This window comes from Streptomyces sp. L7 (assembly GCF_050990935.1).
In the GTDB taxonomy this organism is placed as follows: Bacteria; Actinomycetota; Actinomycetes; order Actinomycetales; family Microbacteriaceae; genus Leifsonia.
On the sequence record NZ_CP194644.1, the window covers coordinates 54,000 to 70,287 of the forward strand.

A 16,288-nucleotide genomic window follows, 5' to 3' on the forward strand; every position below is an offset into this window, starting at 1 on the left:
GGCTGCCGCTTACGGCAGCGGGTCGGCGTGCCGGCCGGCGTTCGCCGACGGCGGCGCCTGCTGCGCCTTCAGGAGGTCGCGGATCTCCGTGAGCAGGTCGAGGTCGGTGACCGGGGCGTCCGGCTGCACGACGCCCTTCTTGCGCAGACGGTCCGCCCGCTCCTTGATCTTGTTGATCGGGAAGACGAAGACGAAGTAGACCACGACCGCGACGATCAGGAAGTTGATGAGCGCGCCGAGGATCGCGCCGAACTTGATGCTCGACCCGTTGATGGTGACCACCATCGCGTGGCTGAGGTCGCTCTGCTTGAAGAACGCGCTGATCACGGGGTTGATCAGGTTCGTCACGATCGCCGTGACGACCGCGGTGAACGCGGCGCCGATGACGACCGCGACCGCCAGGTCGAGCACGTTCCCACGGAGGATGAACTCTCGGAAGCCTTTGAGCAAGACCGGTCCTTTCGCCAGGTGGATGGAACTGGTGGTGCTGTGCGCCCGGGCGGGCGCGGAATCAGGCTGCGGAGCCCGATGAGGACGACGAGGCGGAGCCCGACGAGCCGGAAGAAGACGACGACGAGCCGGAAGACGAGCCCGTAGACGAGGAAGACGAGGACGACGAGCCCGACGAGCCCGACGACGAGGGGCCGGACGACGACCCTCCACCCGTCTTCGCCCCGCCGCGCGAGTCGGTCCGGTAGAACCCGGACCCGTTGAACGTCACGCCGACCGTGCCGAACACCTTGCGCAAGTGGCCGCCGCAGTTCGGGCAGACCGTGAGCGCGTCGTCGGTGAACGCCTGGTGGATGTCGAAGGCGTGGCCGCAGTCGCGGCACGAGTAGGAGTAAGTGGGCATGGTCTTCCGTGTGCTGGGTGGGTCAGGTGAACTGGACGATGCGAGTCGGGGTGACCGCGCCGTCGACCGGCTGATCGTGCCGCTCGCGCGGGACCTCGTCGACGAGCTCGCCGTCGAACACGACGGCGTACACCGGGGGACATTTTTCCATGCTGCCGAGCGTCTTGTCGAAATAGCCGCGGCCCCAGCCCATCCGCATCCCGGTCGCGTCGACGGCGGCGGCCGGCACGACGATGAGGTCGACGTCGTTGATCGCGATCGGTCCGAGCAGCTCGCCGACGGCCTCCGGCATCCCGAACAGGCCCTCGGTCTCGGTCTCGCCGTCGCCGGTGGTCCAGTCCAGGAGGCCGTCCGCGCGGGAGACCGGGAGCAGCACGCGCAGCCCTTGGGCGACGGCCCAGTTGACGAACGGACGGGTGTCGGGCTCGATCGTCGTCGACAGGTAGCAGGCCACGGACCGGGCTGAGAGGTCGGTCGTCAGGTCGACCAAGTTCCGGGTGATTCCGGCGGTCGCGGCCTGTCGTTCGGTGCTCGTCAGGTTCTGCCGGCGCTCGCGCAGCTCGGCGCGCAGTGCGCGCTTTCGATGGGCTGCTGTGTCGGTCTCCATAGCGCAATCCTAGAAGATCGCTCCGGGAGCCCGATCGAAATGCGGATAGTGTGCTGGGTATGGCTACTCACGTGACGAAAGCAGTGATCCCTGCGGCCGGCCTCGGCACCCGGTTCCTCCCGGCGACCAAGGCGATGCCGAAAGAGATGCTGCCGGTCGTCGACAAGCCGGCCATCCAGTACGTGGTCGAGGAGGCCGTCGCGGCCGGACTGCACGACGTGCTGATGATCACCGGGCGCAACAAGAACGCGCTCGAGAACCACTTCGACCGCAACGCCGAGCTGGAGGAAACGCTCAAGAAGAAGGGCGACACGGACCGGCTCGAGAAGGTCAACTACTCGACCTCGCTCGCCGACCTCCACTACGTCCGCCAGGGCGACCCGAAGGGCCTCGGCCATGCGGTGCTGCGCGCCAAGATGCACGTGGGGCGCGAGCCGTTCGCGGTGCTGCTCGGTGACGACATCATCGACTCCCGCGACGACCTCCTGCAGCACATGCTCGAGGTGCAGCAGCACTACAATGCGACCGTCATCGCGCTGATGGAGGTGCCTCCCGAGTCCATCCACCTGTACGGCGCGGCCGCGATCGAGGAGACCGGCGACGACGACGTGGTCCGTATCACGGGCCTGGTCGAGAAGCCGGACGCGGACAAGGCGCCCTCCAACTACGCGATCATCGGCCGCTACGTGCTGCGCCCGGAGGTGTTCGACGTGCTCGAGCGCACGGAGCCCGGCCGCGGCGGCGAGATCCAGCTCACCGACGCGCTCCAGTCGATGGCGGAGGCGCCGGACTGGACAGGCGGGGTGTACGGCGTCGTCTTCCGCGGCCGCCGGTACGACACCGGCGACCGCCTCGACTACATCAAGGCGATCGTGCAGCTCGCGGTCGACCGCGAGGATCTCGGTCCGGAGCTCCGGCCGTGGCTGAAGGAATTCGCCGACGGCCTCCGCGACGAGCCGCGCGAGATCCTCGACGAGATGCCCATCGACACGGCTGACGCATCGGAGGGCGGAAACCGCTAGCGTCATACCTGCGGCGAACGGTCGCCGCAGAAGGAGGACGCTGTGGCGTTCGTCATCCCCACGCTCAGCGAGGGACGCATCGGACTGCGACCGATCCGCCTGCGGGACGCGCGCGCCCTGGAGCGCTCGCTGCTCGACAACCGGTCCTGGCTGCGGCAGTGGGAGGCCACCAGCCCCTACGCGCCGGGGGCGTTCGACACGCGCGCGAGCATCCGCTCCCTGCTGGCGAACGCGCGCGCCGGACACGGCCTCCCGTTCATCGTGGAGTACGACGGACGGCTGGCCGGCCAGCTCAACGTGTCGTCGGTGACCTACGGCTCGCTCTCCAGCGCAACCATCGGCTACTGGATCGCGGAGGAGTTCGCCGGCCGCAACATCACGCCGACCGCCGTGGCGCTCGCGACCGACTACTGCTTCTACCAACTCGGCCTGCACCGCATGGAGATCTGCATCCGCCCGGAGAACGCGCCGAGCCTGCGCGTGGTCGAGAAGCTCGGCTTCCGCTACGAGGGGCTGCGCCGGCGCTACATCCACATCAACGGCGACTGGCGCGACCACTACTGCTTCGGCCTGGTGTCGGAGGAGCTGCAGCAGGGCGTCCTGCGGCGCTGGATGGACGGCGAGGCGCCGGAGGACGCCGCCGCGGTGACGGCGGAGGATCGTGCGGCGGCGGCCATCCCGCTGCCGGTGGCCCGGCGGCACTGAGAGTGCGTCGCTCTGTGCGTGCCGCATGCCCGTCGTACGCACGCTGAGAGTCGTCTCCATCGAAGACACACCCGGGCGCTGACCGGGACGCCGCCCGGTCGACCCCTACCGTAGAGGCATGACTGGGGATGTGATGGGCGGAGGGGTGGTCGTCGCCATCGCGGCCGCCCTCTGGCTGGCCTACCTCGTCCCGGTGTGGCTGCGTCGCCGCGAGTACTTGGCGACCGAGCGCAACGCTGTCAGGCTGCAGCAGACGCTGCGCATCCTGGCCGAGACGAGTGAGCTTCCGGACGAGGTCCGCATGGAGGCGACCGCGAGGACGGTCGCGGAGCAGCAGCGCATCCTCCGCAAGGCGGAGGAGAGACGGCTGGCCACCGCACGCGCGGAGGCCGCCGCTCACGCCCGCCGCGAGCTGGCCGTCGCCGAGGAGCGTCGGCAGGCCGCGGAGGAGGCCGAGCGCGCGGCCTCCGAGGCCATCGCCCTGGAGCGGGCCTCCCGCGCCGCAGCGGCCCAGCGGGCGCGCGAGCTCGCGGCGCTGAACGCGCGTCCGGTGCTCTCGCCCCAGCGCCGTCGCCGGCTGCGCCGGACCCGCGCCGTCTGCACGCTTCTGCTGGTCGCCGGACTGGTCGGGGTCGCCTCCGGCGGCGCGCTGCTGTTCGCGACCGGCGCTTGGCTGCTGCCCGCCGCGTCCGCCGCCGTCACGGCGGCCGCCCTCGGGATGCTGGGCCGCCTGTCCCGCTCGGCGAAGGCCATGCCCGCTCCCGTCCCGTTCATCCCGGCCGCTCCCGCGTCGCCCGCGCTCTACGACGACGCCAAGCACGACCTCCCAGTGCAGGAGGCCCTGCGCCAGAGCTGGACCCCGCAGCCGCTTCCGAAGCCGCTGCACCTGTCGCCCGGAACCGTCGCCGCGGCTGCGATGGCGTCGGTGGACGCCGCCGCCGAGCTGCGCCGCTCGGCCGCCCGCGCGGAGTTCGAACGGAAGGCGACCGCGGTCGCCGAGGCGACGCCCGCGGTGCCGGCTCCGGTGCTGCTGCGCCCGGTCGCGGTGGCGCAGGAGGCCGCGCCCGTCGCCGTGGCCGTCGCCTCGCGTCCGGCTTCCGCGCCGGTCGTGGAGGCCGTCCCGAGCGTGTACTCGAGCATGGGAATCGTCGGCGCGGTCGACGACGGAGCCCTCGACCTGGACGCCGTCCTCCGCCGCCGCCGAGCCGCGAGCTGAGCCCCGCTCGATTTCGACTCGGCACCGCGAGGGTGCTATTGTTTCTAAGCAATCCCCCCGGGGCTATGGCGCAGTTGGTAGCGCGCTTCGTTCGCATCGAAGAGGTCAGGAGTTCGAATCTCCTTAGCTCCACCGCAGGGAAAAGGACCGCCAGAGCTGGCGGTCCTTTTTCGTTGAGTTCACACCACCAGCATGATCGCCAGCACCAGCATCAGCACCGCGATCCCCGCGTCCAGCACGCGCCAGGCCGCCGGCCGCGCGAACACCGGGGCGGCCACCCGGGCGCCGAATCCGAGCACGACGAACCAGAGCAGGCTGGCCGTCGCCGCTCCCGCGCCGAACACCCAGCGGCCCGGGTCGCCGTGCGTCGCCGACAGCGAGCCCAGCAGGAGCACAGTGTCGAGGTACACGTGCGGGTTCAGCCACGTGATCGCGAGGCAGGTGCCGATCGCCGCGGCGAGCGTGCCGCCCCCGGAGGTCGCGGCCGTCAGGGTGCTCGGGCGGACGGCGCGCACGGCGGCGAACACCGCGTACCCGACCAGGAACGCGAACCCGGCCCAGCGCACGATCGTGAGCGCGAGCGGGGCCGCTTTCACCAGCGTCCCGATCCCGGCGACCCCCGCAGCGATCAGGAGCGCGTCGCTCGCGACACAGATCGCGACCACGGCCAGGACGTGCTCGCGGCGGAGCCCCTGCCGGAGGACGAACGCGTTCTGCGCGCCGATGGCGACGATGAGGGCGGCGGCCGAGCCGAGGCCGGTGAGGTAGACGGAGAGCACCATTCGACGATAGGGAACGGGCGCGTCATCAGTACAGCTTGATTTACTTATGAACCATTAGCATTGCTGTCGATGGAAGCCTCCTCCGACCAGCTCCGGACCTTGGCCGCCGTGATCGACCACGGCACCTTCGACCGCGCCGCCGCGGCGCTGCACATCACGCCCTCCGCGGTGAGCCAGCGGATCAAGTCGCTGGAGGAGCAGAGCGGCCGCGTGCTCGTGCGGCGCGGCAAACCCATTCAAGCCACCGAGGCCGGCGCGGTGCTGCTGCGGCTCGCCCGCCAGCTCGCGCTGCTGGAGGCCGAGGCCGCGGCCGAGCTGGAGGGCGGCGACGGGGCCGCCGCGACCCCGATCCCGCTCGTCGTCAACGCCGACTCCCTCGCGACCTGGGTGCTGCCGGCGCTCGCCACCGTGCCCGATGTGGCCTTCGACATCACGCTCGACGACCAGGAGCACACCATCGACCGCCTGCGCGACGGGACCGCGATGGCGGCGATCGGCTCCGACCCCGAGCCGGTGCAGGGCTGCACGGTCTCGGCGCTCGGAGCGATGCGCTACCGGCCGCTCGCCGGTCCGGCGTTCGTGGAACGCTGGTGTCCGGACGGCTGGACCGCCGACCGGGCGGCAGTCGCGCCGATGCTGGTCTACAACCGCAAGGACGCCCTCCAGGACCGCTACCTCGGTGCGCTCGCGCCGGGAGCACGTCCGCCGCGGCACTTCGTCCCGGCGTCCACGGAGTTCGTGGCGGCCGCCGTGCTCGGGATGGGGTGGGGGATGGTGCCCGACCTCCAGGCCGACCCACTCGTGGCCGACGGCCGGCTCGTCGTGCTGGACCCGGGTGGCTCGGTGGAGGTGCCGCTGTACTGGCAGCAGTGGTCGTTGCACTCGGCCGCGCTGGACGCCGTCGCCGCCGCGATCGCGCGCGCCGCGGCGGCCGCGCTCCGCCGCGCCTGAGCGCCCGCGCCGGCGCTCACGTGCCCCTCGGCGACGGAAGGTTTCCGTCGCGAGCGCGCTCAGATCGTCGCCAGCACCAGGTCCAGCGCGTCCACGAACCGGTCGGCGCTCTCGCGCGTGATGCACAGCGGCGGCTTGATCTTCAGCACGTTCTTGCCGTCGCCGGTCGGCTGCACGATCGCGCCCTCCCGCAGCATCCGCTCGCACACCAGCGCGGCCTCCGCCGTCGCCGGCTCCAGCGTCCCCCGATCGCGCACCAGCTCCACGCCGAGGTACAGCCCCATCCCGTGCACGGCGCCGACGAGCGGATGCCGCTCCCCGAGCGCGCGCAGCCGGCCGGCCAGGTGGTCGCCCACGGCGGCCGCGTTCTCCTGCAGCCGCTCGTCGCGCATCACGTCGAGCACGGTCAGGCCGACGACCGAGCTGACCGGGCTGCCGCCGGCGGAGGAGAAGAAGGAGCCCTCCGCCGCGAACGACTCGGCGATTTCGCGCCGGGTGATGACGGCGCCGAGCGGGTGCCCGTTGCCCATCGCCTTCGCCACCGTGATCACGTCCGGGACGACGCCCTGTTGCGCCGAGCCCCAGAAGTAGTGCCCGAGCCGGCCGTAGCCGACCTGCACCTCGTCCGCGATGCAGACGCCGCCGCGGGCGCGCACGCGCTCGTAGACGCCGGCGAGGTAGCCGTCGGGGAGCATCAGGCCGCCAGCATTGCCGAACACCGGTTCCGCGATGAAGCCGGCGAGGCCGGTGCCGGCGGCGTCCAGCGCGGCGAGCTGCTCGTCCAGCTCGGCGAGGTACTCCGGCCCGGAGCCGAGCCCGCGGTGCCGGCCGTGGAACACGTTCGGCGACGCGATCAGCTCCACCCAGTCCGGCCGGGTCTCCAGCGCGCGCGGGTTGTCGCCCAACGACGACGAGACGGCGTCGGCTCCGACGGTCCAGCCGTGGTAGGCCTCCGTCACCGCGAGGATCGTCCGGCGCCCGGTGTGCACCTGCGCGAGCCGGAGGGCGAGGTCGACCGCCTCGCTGCCGCTGTTGACCAGGAAGACGGTGTCGAGTCCGTCCGGCGCGACCTCCACCAGCCGCTCGGTGAAGCGCGAGAGCTCCTCGTAGTGGAACCGCGAGTTCGTGTTGAGCAGCGCCCACTGGTCGCGGACGGCGCGCACGAGCCGCGGGTGCGCGTGCCCGATCTGGGTCACGTTGTTGACCATGTCCAGGTAGCTCTGCGCACGGGTGTCGAAGAGGTGGTGCCGCCAGCCGCGCTCGATCAGCGGCGGCTCGGCGAAGTAGTGCTCCTGCACACGGGCGAACGACGAGTCGCGGCGCGACAGCACATCGGCGGGGTCGGACGGGGCCGCACCGAGGTCGACGCCGAAGAGCTCGGACGGGTCGGGGGAGATCTCGCGCCACACCGCCGTCGGCAGCGTGGGCGTGACGAACGCGGGAGGGCGCCAGCCGGGCACGCGGCTGAGCTGCGCGGTGAGCCGCACGGCGCTGCCGATGACCTCCCCGCGGTCGACGGAGGCCGTGGTCAGTGGACGGGACAGACCGTCGAGCCAGAGGCCGACCGTGCCGCCCTGCAGCAGCCAGGCGCCCTCGACCAGGCGCAGCTCGCCGGCGAACGGGGCGTGGGCGACGGTGCCGGCCGGGGCGTCCAGCGTGACGCCGAGCGCGATCGTCGGCGACGGGTCGGTGCGGTCGAGACGCGCGCGGCTGAGCCGGGCCTCGGCGTAGCGGGTGAGCGCGTGGCCGTTCTCGCGGCAGATCCGCCCCAGCACGGCGTCCTCGACGCCCGCGCGCTGCCAGCGGCCCTCATCCAGTTCGTGGCCGGTGACGGAGAGGTCGGCCAGGTGGGCGTCGGTGCTGTCCACCGCGATGAGGCGGCCGAGCACGGGCGCCTCCGCTTCACCGGCGCGGCCGGCGGCGAGCCGTGCCCGGATCGCCGCCTCCACCTCCGCGAACGGCAGCCGCCGCGCCACGTCGAACGCGACCCACTCGTGCGCGCGGTTCTCGTCCGCGTAGGCGTTGTCCCCGTCGAGGACGACCTGCTGCTCGCCGCTGACGACGAGCACCGCGCCGCGCAGCACGACGAGCGGCCAGAGCGCGGCGAGGTCGGCGTCGTCCAGCGGCGCCTCCGCGTGGAAAGCCTCGATCACGTCCAGCACCGCGAGCGGGTCCTCCGGCTGGTGGTGGAGGGCGCTCGTCACCGTCGCCGCGAGCTCGGCGACCAGCCAGCCGTCCGCGACATCGCCGAAGTCGATCACGCCGGGTCCGTCCGCGCCGAGCACGATGTTGTCGTCCGTCACGTCCCCGTGGATGGCCTGCACCCGCAGTCGGCGCCGCAGCGGTTCCAGCGCGGCCAGGGCGGCCTCCGCCGCCGCCACGACGGCCTGCCGCTTCGCCGGCTGGAGGACATGCTCGGCGAGCAGCGCGACGACGTCCCCGCCGATCCGCGCGTCCCACTGGGTGGTGCGGGCGAGACCGGGATGCCGCAGCCCGGCCAGCCCCGCGGCGATGCTCCCGGAGAGTCGGCCGAGGGTGCGGAGCTGCTCGGGGCTCAGGCGCGCGACGTCGGTCAGCGGCTCACCGTCGAGGAAGCTCAGCACGCGCGCGTGGAGGATCGTGCCGCGCACTTCCACTGCGGCGACCTCGCCACCGTCGCGGGCGGCCAGCACGGACGGGATCCGCGCGTCGGCGCCGGCGAGCAGCGTGAGCGCCGCGTTCTGGGCGTGCAGCTCCTCGACCGCGAACACCGGGTTGGCGATCTTGAGCACGTAGCGGTGGGTGCCGGTGTCGACGAGGAAGTTGCGGTCCTGGTTGCTGCCCAGCTCGGTGACCTGTCCGATCAGCCCGAAGGCGTGCTCGGCAACGGCCGCGGCGTCGTCGGCTCCGACCTCCGGCCGGGGAAGGGACGGCTGGGCCAGGAAGTCGGAATTGGGCACGGCTGCTCCTCGGCTGCGGGGGCGGGACGCGGTCAGTCTATTGAAGCCGCCGCCCGGGTCGCACCCAGCGAACGCACGGGAGCGGCATCGTAGCATCGACGCGTGAAATCCTGGAGGACAGCGGCGGTGGCGTTCGTGATCGACGCCGTGCTGATCCTCGTGTTCGTGCTCGTCGGGCGTCGCAGTCATGGCGAGGCGGCGAACGTCTCCGGGATGCTCACCACCTACTGGCCGTTCTTCATCGGCCTGGTCGCGGGCTGGCTGGTCACCTGGGCCTGGCGCCGCCCGCTCGCGCTGATCTGGCCGGGCGTGCCGGTCTGGCTGATGACGGTGGCGCTGGGGATGCTCATCCGCACCTCCGCGGGGCAAGGCGTGGAGCCGGCGTTCATCGCGGTCGCGTTCGTGGTGCTCGGGATGTTCCTGGTGGGGTGGCGCGTCGCGGCCATCCCGTTCGCGCGGCGGCTGGCGCTGCGGCGCGCCTGACGCTCCCCTCCGGCTGAGAGGGGTCGCAACACGCCGTTATGCCGCGAAGATAACGGCATGTCGCGTCCCCTGTTTCTAGAACGCCGAGGACACCACCGTCGCGATCGTGTAGATCGCAAGTCCCGCCAGCGCCCCCACCACGGTCCCGTTGATCCGGATGAATTGCAGGTCCCGCCCGACCTGGGTCTCGATCTTGTCCGTCGTCTCTGCCGGGTCCCAGCCGCGCACCGTCTCGGTGATGACGCTCGCGATGTCGTGCCGGTAGGTCGACACCAGGTGGCCGGCCGCGCCCGCGATGCGCCGGTTGAGGGAGGCTCGCAGCTCCGGGTCGGCGGCGACCCGTTCCGCGGCGTCGGAGAGGGCCGCTGACGCCCGGTTGCGCAGTTCGCCGTCCGGGTCGCTGAGAGCGTCCACGGCCGCCGAGCGGGTCGCCGCCCACGCCTGCCCGGCGAGCTCGCGGATGCGCGGGTCGTCGAACGCGCGCTCCTTGGCGGCCTCCAGCCCGGCGATGGTCTCCGGGTCGTGCTGGAGGCGGTCGCTGAGCTCGGCGAGGTAGCCGTCGAACGCCCGACGGGCGCGGTGTGCGGGGTCGCGGCGCACGTCGGCGACGAAGCGGCGCAGCTCCTGGTACACCCGCTCGTCCACCAGCCGGTCCACGAAGGACGGCATCCAGGACGGCAGCCGGCCGGAGACCAGGTTGCTCAGGGCGTCGGGGTGGATGACCAGCCAGTCGTCGAACCGGTCGAGCAGGAGGTCGACGGCGGCGTGGTGGCCTCCGGAGCTGAGGATGCGCTCGCCGAGGCGGCCGATCGGCGGCGCCCAGTCCGGTTCGATCACGTGCGTGCGCACGACCGCCTCCACGGCTTCGCGCATCCGGTCGTCGTCGAGCAGGCCGAAGAAGCCGACCGCGGCGCCGGAGGCCTCGTCCACCACCCGGCGCGCGTTGCCGGCCTCGGTCAGCCAGCGGGCGGCGGCGCCGGAGACGTCGTAGGCGGCCAGCCGCGTCGCGACCACGTCGTCGGACAGGAACTCGGTCTCCACGAACTCGCCGAGCGTCTCGCCGATCTCGTCCTTGCGGGTCGGGATGATCGCGGTGTGTGGGATGCGGAGGCCCAACGGATGCTTGAACAGCGCGGTGACGGCGAACCAGTCCGCGAGCGCGCCGACCATCGCGCCCTCTGCGGCGGCGCGCACGAAGCCCAGCCACGGGTAGCGGTCCTGCAGTGCGAACGAGACGGCGAAGATCACGGCCGCGACAGCGAGCAGGCTCGTCGCGAGCACCTTCATGCTGCGCAGGGCGCGACGGCGCTCTGCGTCGCGGCGCTCGGCCTCGGCGCGCTCGGCGTCGAGGCGCCGGCTCTCGGCGCTCTGGGCGTCGCCCGTGCGGGCTGTGGGCGGGGTCACCGGACGATGTGGAGCTCGTGGCTCGTGTTGTTCAACCGGTGCGGGCCGTCGTCGGCGGCGACCACGATGTCCTCGATGCGCACGCCGAACCGGCCCGGCAGGTAGATGCCCGGCTCGATCGAGAAGCACATGCCGGCGACGATCGGCTGCTCCTCGCCTTCCACCAGGTACGGCGGTTCGTGCGTGGTGGTGCCGATGCCGTGGCCGACGCGGTGGACGAAGTACTCGCCGTAGCCGGCGTCCCGGATCACCGCGCGCGCGGTGCGGTCGATGTCCTGCAGCGGCACGCCGACGGCGACCGCCTCGAACGCGGCCTGCTGCGCGCGCTTGACGACCTCGAAGACCTCGTGCTCCTCGTCGGTCGGCTCGCCGACGTGGACCGTGCGGGTGGTGTCCGAACCATAGCCGTCCATCAGGCCGCCGAAGTCGAGCACCACCATGTCGCCCTGCTGGATGACGCGGTCGCCGGCCTCGTGGTGCGGGTTCGCGCCGTTGGGCCCGGACCCGACGATCGTGAAGTCCACCTGCGAGTGGCCGTGCGCGCGCAGCAGCCGGTCCAGGTCGGCGGCCACCTCGCTTTCGCGTCGGCCGGCGAAGGCGACGGTCAGGATGTCCTCGAAGGTCGCGTCGGCCGCGGCGCCGGCAGCGGCGAGCCGGTCGACCTCGTCCGGGCCTTTGACCGCCCGCAGCATCGGCAGCTCGGCCGAGAACGCCGCGAAGCGCACATCCGGGAGCTCGTGCTGGAGCGCCAGCAGGTGCAGCGCCCAGGCCGAGTCGGACACCGCGTAGCGGCCTCCCGACCAGAGCTGGTCGACCAGCGGTGCGTGCTCATCCTCGCCGTCGGCCCAGGTGACCAGCCGGATGGCGCGCGCGGCCCGGGTCGCCGCGGCGCTGTCGTGCTCCAGCACCGGCACGATCATCGTCGGTTCGCCGTCGGCCGGGATCACCAGCATGGTCAGCCGCTCCGTCGCCGGCGGGAGGTAGTCGGCGAAATACGCCAGGTCGGGCCCCGGGGCGACCAGGAGGGCGTCGAGCCCCGCGTCCTTCGCCTGCGCGGCGCCGCGAGCCAGCCGGTCGGCGAAGTGCTGAGCGGTGATCTCCTGCATGAGGGTCACTCCTCGATCGGGCCGAGCCACGCGTTCGCGACGGTGCTGTGCGCGGACTCGGCGTCGGACGGGTGGAAGATGCCCGCGAGGACGTCGCGGTACAGCCTCCCGAGCTCGTTCCCGGCGAAGAAGGTCGAACCTCCGGAGACCCGGATCGCCTGGTCCACGACCCGGCGAGCGGTCTCGGTGGCGCGGATCTTCATCCCGACCAGTTTCGGGAACCACTGCGACCCGTGGTCGGCGAGCGTGTCGACGTCGCGGGCGATCGCGTCGAGCTGAGGGAGGAGGGCGTCCTGGTCGATCGCGGCGGAGGCGACGCGCCAGCGGATGTCCGGGTCGTTCGCATAGCTGCGGCCCTCGTTCTTGAGGCTCTTCCTGCGATGCGCGGCGGCCACGGCCAGTTCGAGGGCCCGGGCGCCGATGCCGGTGTAGACGGCCGCGAGCAGCAGCTCGAAGTTCGCGAAGATCGCGAAGACGAGCGGATCGGGGTTGGGGCCGGGATCGAGGCGGCGCACCACGCGGTCCGCGGGGGCGAGCGCGCCGTCGAGCACGGTCGTGCTGCTCTGCGTCGCACGCATCCCGATGGTGTCCCAGTCCTCGCGGATCTCGAAGCCGCCGCCGGTGCGATCCACGAAGCCGTAGACGATCTTCGGGGCGTCGGCGCTGGTGGTGTCGAGGCCCATCGTCCCGAGGCGGGTCCACGCGGGGGAGAGGGAGGTGAAGATCTTGGTGCCGAAGTAGCGGTAACCGCCGTCCGCCTCCGGCCGGGCCTCGGTGGTCGAGCCGAACAGGACGAGGTCGTTGCCGGCCTCGCTGAGCCCGAACGCGAAGACCTCGCCGGAGCCGGCCTCCCGGAGCAGGAACTCCAGTGAGTCGTCGCCGCGGTCGCGCAGCGTCTTGGCGACGCCGGTCCAGACCAGGTGCATGTTCACCGCGAGGGCGGTGGCGGGTGCGGCTCCCGCGAGCCGGACCTGGAGGCGTGCGGTCTGCTCCAGCGAGAGCCCGAGGCCCCCGAACTCGATGGGGACGAGTGCTTTCAGGTAGCCGGCGTCGGCCAGCTCGGCGAAGTCCTCGGTGAAGAACCGGTTCTCCGCGTCGTACTCGGCGGCCCGGGAGCGGAACCGCTCCAGTCGCTCCTCGCTCAACACTTGGCTGTTCCCACTCACCCTCCCCACCCTAGGTCTCTCGACGCCGAGGGGCACGTAAACGTCCCTAAAACCCGGTTCTCCGGGCGTTGACGTGCCCCTCGAGCGGGCTCAGGAGGCGGTGTAGCCGCCGTCCACGAGGTGGTAGCTGCCGGTGATGAACGACGCGGCGTCGGAGGCGAGGAAGGCGACGAGCGCCGCGACCTCCTCGGGCTCGCCGAGGCGGCCGAGCGCGTGCTTGCCCTCCAGGAACTGCAGCGCCTCGGGGCTCATGTTGGCCTCGACCAGCGGCGTCTTGATGAAACCGGGGCCGACGGCGACGACGCGCACCTTCTGGCCCGCGTACTCCAGCGCCGCGTTCTGGGTGAGGCCGAGGAGGCCGTGCTTGGCGGTGACGTAGGCGGACGAGTTCTCGAAGCCCACGCTGCCGAGGATGGACGCCATGTTGACGATCGCGCCGCCGCCGTTCGCGGCCATCGCGGTGAGCTGCGGCTGCATCGAGTACATCACCGCGTTGAGGTTGACCTCGATGACCCTGCGCCAGCCCTCCAGCGAGTAGTCGGCGACCGGGGCGGCCTCCCCGCCGATCCCGGCGTTGTTGACCGCGATCTTGAGGGGCGCGAGCGCGTTGGCGGCCTCGACGCTCGCCGTGGCGAACGCGGGGTCGGTGACGTCGCCGGCGAGGGCCGCGGCGGTTCCGCCCGCCGCCTCGATCTCGGCGACGACGGCCTTGGCGTGCTCCTCGTTGAGGTCGGTGACCAGGACGGCGGCCCCGCTGGCCGCGAGGGTCAGCGCCACTGCGCGTCCGATGCCCGAGCCGCCCCCGGTGACGATCGCGGACCGGTCGGCGACATCGTACTGAGCCATGAGATTGTTCTCCTTCCAGATATCCGACACCTGTCGGATAGCCTCATTGTACGATCGGATAGTGAACATACGGACCCTGAACGGGCCACCGATGGATGCGCTCCGAGCGAACACGGTCGCAGACGCCGCGCCCACGCCCGAGCGGACACGCCTCGACGCCCGCCAGGCGAAGACGCTGGCGCGGCTCAGCGCCGCCGTGCTCGTCCTCGCCGCCGAGCGGCCGATCACGGACGTGACCGTCTCCGGCCTGGCTTCGGCCGCCGGCGTGCACCGGTCGACCGTGTACGAGTACGCCGCCTCGCCCTCCGCCCTCCTGCAGCGCGTGCTGCGCGCCGAGCTCGACGAACTGCGCGCGGCCTACCTTGTGGACGTCGCGCCGGACGACGCCGCCGCGGCGATCAGCGGCGTCACCCGTGCGGTCCTCCAGCACATGGACGAGCACGACGCCGTCTACCGTCGCGGGCTCGGGGCTGCGGGCGCGGAGGCCGGTCTGCGCGCGATGCTCAGCGAGCACTTCCAGGGCTCCATCGAACTGCTGCTCGACCAGCACAGCGTCAGTGTCCCGGCCGGCGACGAACTGGAGCGGCGCACGATCGAGCGCTATCTCGCCGACGGCATCATCGGCGCGATCGAGGTGTGGCTCACCCGGCCGCGTCCGCGGGACGTGGAGGCCCTGCTCGCGCTGCTCGAACAGCTCACGCCGCCCTGGTGGCCCGACCGGTGAGCGGCCTCCTCGACCGAGTGCGCGATGCGCTCGGACTCCGCCGCGCCCCGCTGCTGCACATCGCCTCCGACGTGGGGGAGGGGCCGGCGGTGGTGCTCGTGCACGGCATCGCGTCCTCGTCGGTGACGTTCCAGAACCTCGTGCCGCTGCTCGAGCCCCGGCACCGCGCGATCTCCATCGACATCCTCGGCTTCGGCCGCTCTCCGGCCCCGGAGGATGCGCGGTACACGATCGAGGAGCACGTGGCCGCGCTCGACCGCACGCTTCGGTCGCTGAAGCTGCGCGAGCCGTTCGTGCTGGTCGGCCATTCGCTCGGCAGCCTCATCGTCGCCCGCTACGCCGCCGAGCATCCCGGAGCCCTCTCCCGGCTGGTGCTGGTCGGGCCTCCCGTCTACGGCACGCCCGCCGAGATCGGCGACCGACGCGTGCGCACGCGGGTCAGCGCCTACCTGCGGGCCTACGAGTTCCTGCGCAACAACAAGGAGTTCACCCTCCGCAACGCGAACATCCTCGGAAAGCTGCTGCCGATCAAGAACGTCTTCGAGATCACCGAGAAGAGTTGGCGGCCGTTCGTGCTGTCGCTGGAGAACTGCATCGAGCGGCAGACCGTCGTCGGCGACCTCGCCCGGGTCCACGTCCCGGTGGAGGTCGTCTACGGCACGATGGACGCCTTCATCGCCCCCGGCAGCCTCGCCGTGATCGAGGCGATGCGGCACGTGACCATGCACAGGGTGGAGGCCAACGACCACCTCATCCGCAAGCGGCTCGCTCGGGTGGTCGCCGTGGCCTGCGACGCCGGTCAGCCGGCCAGGGACATCGATGCGATGACCTCGAGGTAGGCGTCCCCGTCGAAGCCGTCGAACAGCACGGTCTGGGTGACGTAGCCCTGCACGAGGCCCATGTAGACGGGTGCCTGTCGCTCGGCCAGGGCCCGCGCGTCCGCGGCGGCCAGCGTCTGGGCGTGCCAGTCGGTGAGGTAGCCCACGAACATGGCGCGGATCCGGCCGCCGATGTCGGACGACATCTGCTTCAACCGTGGGTTGATCGGTACCTGCCCCCAGACCTGAACGAGGAGCTGGATGTCCACGATGTGCGTGATGAGCCCGCGGACCAGCAGGCGGACGATCTCGCCGGGCGTGGGGAGAGGCTGCTGCGCGCGCGCTTCGGCGACCTCCAGGAAGCGGGCGTCGAGGATCTCCGACGCGGTCAGCTCCATCAGCTCGTCCTTGCTGGTGAAGTGCCCGTAGATCGCCCCGGCGGAGAGCCCGGACTCGGCGATGATGTCGGCCATCGAAGTGGCGGCGAAGCCGTTGCGCGCGAAGCAGCGGAGGGCGGCCTGGGCGATCTCGTGGCGCCGCGCGCTGCGGTACTCCTCGGTGACCTTCGGCATCCGGCCCTCCTCGCGACTCGGAAAAAGAACGTTCGTTCTTGACAATAGCGTCGGATGTTCCGATTATAAAGAACGAGCATTCGTTTTTATTGAG

Annotated in this window: 16 protein-coding genes, 1 tRNA gene and 1 pseudogene; 8 read left to right on the plus strand and 10 right to left on the minus strand. The window is 71.7% G+C overall.

Annotated features, from left to right (window positions below):
* Positions 1-9: 9 nt before the first annotated feature.
* The 3 genes from mscL to ACR5MH_RS00300 all read right to left on the minus strand — a co-directional run bounded on the left by mscL (position 10) and on the right by ACR5MH_RS00300 (position 1,460).
* On the minus strand, positions 10-450 hold the full coding sequence (gene mscL, locus ACR5MH_RS00290) for a large conductance mechanosensitive channel protein MscL (protein WP_431349113.1): 441 nt from the start codon (positions 448-450) through the stop codon (positions 10-12).
* A gap of 61 nt (positions 451-511) precedes the next feature.
* A complete protein-coding gene (locus ACR5MH_RS00295; RefSeq protein ID WP_431349114.1) occupies positions 512-853 on the minus strand; it encodes an FmdB family zinc ribbon protein in 342 nt (113 codons plus the stop codon).
* Positions 854-875: 22 nt separating this feature from the next.
* The gene (locus tag ACR5MH_RS00300; protein ID WP_431349115.1) at positions 876-1,460 is read right to left on the minus strand and encodes a 5-formyltetrahydrofolate cyclo-ligase; all 585 of its coding nucleotides are present in this window, start codon (positions 1,458-1,460) and stop codon (positions 876-878) included.
* 59 nt (positions 1,461-1,519) lie between these two features.
* On the opposite strand from ACR5MH_RS00300, the pseudogene galU reads away from it, so the two are divergent.
* The 4 genes and pseudogenes from galU to ACR5MH_RS00320 all read left to right on the plus strand — a co-directional run.
* Positions 1,520-2,395, plus strand: a pseudogene (gene galU, locus ACR5MH_RS00305) (UTP--glucose-1-phosphate uridylyltransferase GalU); the annotation flags it as partial.
* Positions 2,396-2,524: 129 nt separating this feature from the next.
* Positions 2,525-3,187, plus strand: a complete 663-nt coding sequence (locus ACR5MH_RS00310) for a GNAT family N-acetyltransferase (RefSeq protein ID WP_431349117.1) — start codon at positions 2,525-2,527, stop codon at positions 3,185-3,187.
* A gap of 118 nt (positions 3,188-3,305) precedes the next feature.
* The gene (locus tag ACR5MH_RS00315) at positions 3,306-4,403 is read left to right on the plus strand and encodes a hypothetical protein (protein ID WP_431349118.1); all 1,098 of its coding nucleotides are present in this window, start codon (positions 3,306-3,308) and stop codon (positions 4,401-4,403) included.
* A 59-nt stretch (positions 4,404-4,462) separates the two neighbouring features.
* Positions 4,463-4,535, plus strand: a tRNA-Ala gene (locus ACR5MH_RS00320).
* Between the two features lie 47 nt (positions 4,536-4,582).
* On the opposite strand, the gene ACR5MH_RS00325 is transcribed toward ACR5MH_RS00320, so the two are convergent.
* Positions 4,583-5,185, minus strand: a complete 603-nt coding sequence (locus ACR5MH_RS00325; RefSeq protein ID WP_431349119.1) for a LysE/ArgO family amino acid transporter — start codon at positions 5,183-5,185, stop codon at positions 4,583-4,585.
* 69 nt (positions 5,186-5,254) lie between these two features.
* Here ACR5MH_RS00325 and ACR5MH_RS00330 point away from each other — a divergent pair, with 69 nt between their 5' ends.
* Positions 5,255-6,136 carry a LysR family transcriptional regulator ArgP gene (locus tag ACR5MH_RS00330; RefSeq protein ID WP_431349120.1) on the plus strand — a complete coding sequence of 294 codons (882 nt, stop codon included), beginning with the start codon at positions 5,255-5,257 and terminating at the stop codon, positions 6,134-6,136.
* Positions 6,137-6,195: 59 nt separating this feature from the next.
* Here ACR5MH_RS00330 and ACR5MH_RS00335 read toward each other — a convergent pair whose 3' ends face one another.
* The gene (locus ACR5MH_RS00335) at positions 6,196-9,075 is read right to left on the minus strand and encodes an aminotransferase (RefSeq protein WP_431349121.1); all 2,880 of its coding nucleotides are present in this window, start codon (positions 9,073-9,075) and stop codon (positions 6,196-6,198) included.
* Between the two features lie 102 nt (positions 9,076-9,177).
* Between ACR5MH_RS00335 and ACR5MH_RS00340 the strand changes: the two genes are divergently transcribed.
* Positions 9,178-9,558, plus strand: a complete 381-nt coding sequence (locus ACR5MH_RS00340; protein WP_431349122.1) for a DUF3054 domain-containing protein — start codon at positions 9,178-9,180, stop codon at positions 9,556-9,558.
* Between the two features lie 75 nt (positions 9,559-9,633).
* Here ACR5MH_RS00340 and ACR5MH_RS00345 read toward each other — a convergent pair whose 3' ends face one another.
* From ACR5MH_RS00345 to ACR5MH_RS00360, 4 genes are all read right to left on the minus strand, one after another.
* On the minus strand, positions 9,634-10,962 hold the full coding sequence (locus ACR5MH_RS00345) for a DUF445 domain-containing protein (protein ID WP_431349123.1): 1,329 nt from the start codon (positions 10,960-10,962) through the stop codon (positions 9,634-9,636).
* Positions 10,959-12,068, minus strand: coding sequence for an aminopeptidase P family protein (locus ACR5MH_RS00350; RefSeq protein WP_431349124.1), 1,110 nt, complete (start codon positions 12,066-12,068; stop codon positions 10,959-10,961). The genes ACR5MH_RS00345 and ACR5MH_RS00350 overlap by 4 nt, the downstream gene beginning before the upstream one ends.
* Before the next feature lie 5 nt (positions 12,069-12,073).
* The gene (locus ACR5MH_RS00355) at positions 12,074-13,234 is read right to left on the minus strand and encodes an acyl-CoA dehydrogenase family protein (protein ID WP_431349125.1); all 1,161 of its coding nucleotides are present in this window, start codon (positions 13,232-13,234) and stop codon (positions 12,074-12,076) included.
* Positions 13,235-13,324: 90 nt separating this feature from the next.
* A complete protein-coding gene (locus ACR5MH_RS00360; RefSeq protein ID WP_431349126.1) occupies positions 13,325-14,080 on the minus strand; it encodes an SDR family NAD(P)-dependent oxidoreductase in 756 nt (251 codons plus the stop codon).
* 61 nt (positions 14,081-14,141) lie between these two features.
* Here ACR5MH_RS00360 and ACR5MH_RS00365 point away from each other — a divergent pair, with 61 nt between their 5' ends.
* Both ACR5MH_RS00365 and ACR5MH_RS00370 read left to right on the plus strand, forming a co-directional pair.
* Positions 14,142-14,804 carry a TetR/AcrR family transcriptional regulator gene (locus ACR5MH_RS00365; RefSeq protein WP_433862146.1) on the plus strand — a complete coding sequence of 221 codons (663 nt, stop codon included), beginning with the start codon at positions 14,142-14,144 and terminating at the stop codon, positions 14,802-14,804.
* Entirely contained in the window at positions 14,789-15,643 is an 855-nt protein-coding gene (locus ACR5MH_RS00370) for an alpha/beta fold hydrolase (RefSeq protein WP_433862147.1), read from the plus strand. The genes ACR5MH_RS00365 and ACR5MH_RS00370 overlap by 16 nt, the downstream gene beginning before the upstream one ends.
* On the opposite strand, the gene ACR5MH_RS00375 is transcribed toward ACR5MH_RS00370, so the two are convergent.
* Positions 15,604-16,194 carry a TetR/AcrR family transcriptional regulator gene (locus ACR5MH_RS00375; RefSeq protein WP_431349129.1) on the minus strand — a complete coding sequence of 197 codons (591 nt, stop codon included), beginning with the start codon at positions 16,192-16,194 and terminating at the stop codon, positions 15,604-15,606. The genes ACR5MH_RS00370 and ACR5MH_RS00375 overlap by 40 nt on opposite strands.
* Between the last annotated feature and the right edge of the window lie 94 nt (positions 16,195-16,288).

Excerpts from the sequence above, each read along its gene's own strand:
- ACR5MH_RS00360 (WP_431349126.1), bottom strand. The coding sequence starts at position 14,080 with ATGGCTCAGTACGATGTCGCCGACCGGTCCGCGATCGTCACCGGGGGC.
- ACR5MH_RS00315 (WP_431349118.1), top strand. The coding sequence starts at position 3,306 with ATGACTGGGGATGTGATGGGCGGAGGGGTGGTCGTCGCCATCGCGGCC.
- ACR5MH_RS00300 (WP_431349115.1), bottom strand. The coding sequence starts at position 1,460 with ATGGAGACCGACACAGCAGCCCATCGAAAGCGCGCACTGCGCGCCGAG.
- ACR5MH_RS00375 (WP_431349129.1), bottom strand. The coding sequence starts at position 16,194 with ATGCCGAAGGTCACCGAGGAGTACCGCAGCGCGCGGCGCCACGAGATC.
- ACR5MH_RS00330 (WP_431349120.1), top strand. The coding sequence starts at position 5,255 with ATGGAAGCCTCCTCCGACCAGCTCCGGACCTTGGCCGCCGTGATCGAC.
- ACR5MH_RS00325 (WP_431349119.1), bottom strand. The coding sequence starts at position 5,185 with ATGGTGCTCTCCGTCTACCTCACCGGCCTCGGCTCGGCCGCCGCCCTC.
- ACR5MH_RS00295 (WP_431349114.1), bottom strand. The coding sequence starts at position 853 with ATGCCCACTTACTCCTACTCGTGCCGCGACTGCGGCCACGCCTTCGAC.
- ACR5MH_RS00350 (WP_431349124.1), bottom strand. The coding sequence starts at position 12,068 with ATGCAGGAGATCACCGCTCAGCACTTCGCCGACCGGCTGGCTCGCGGC.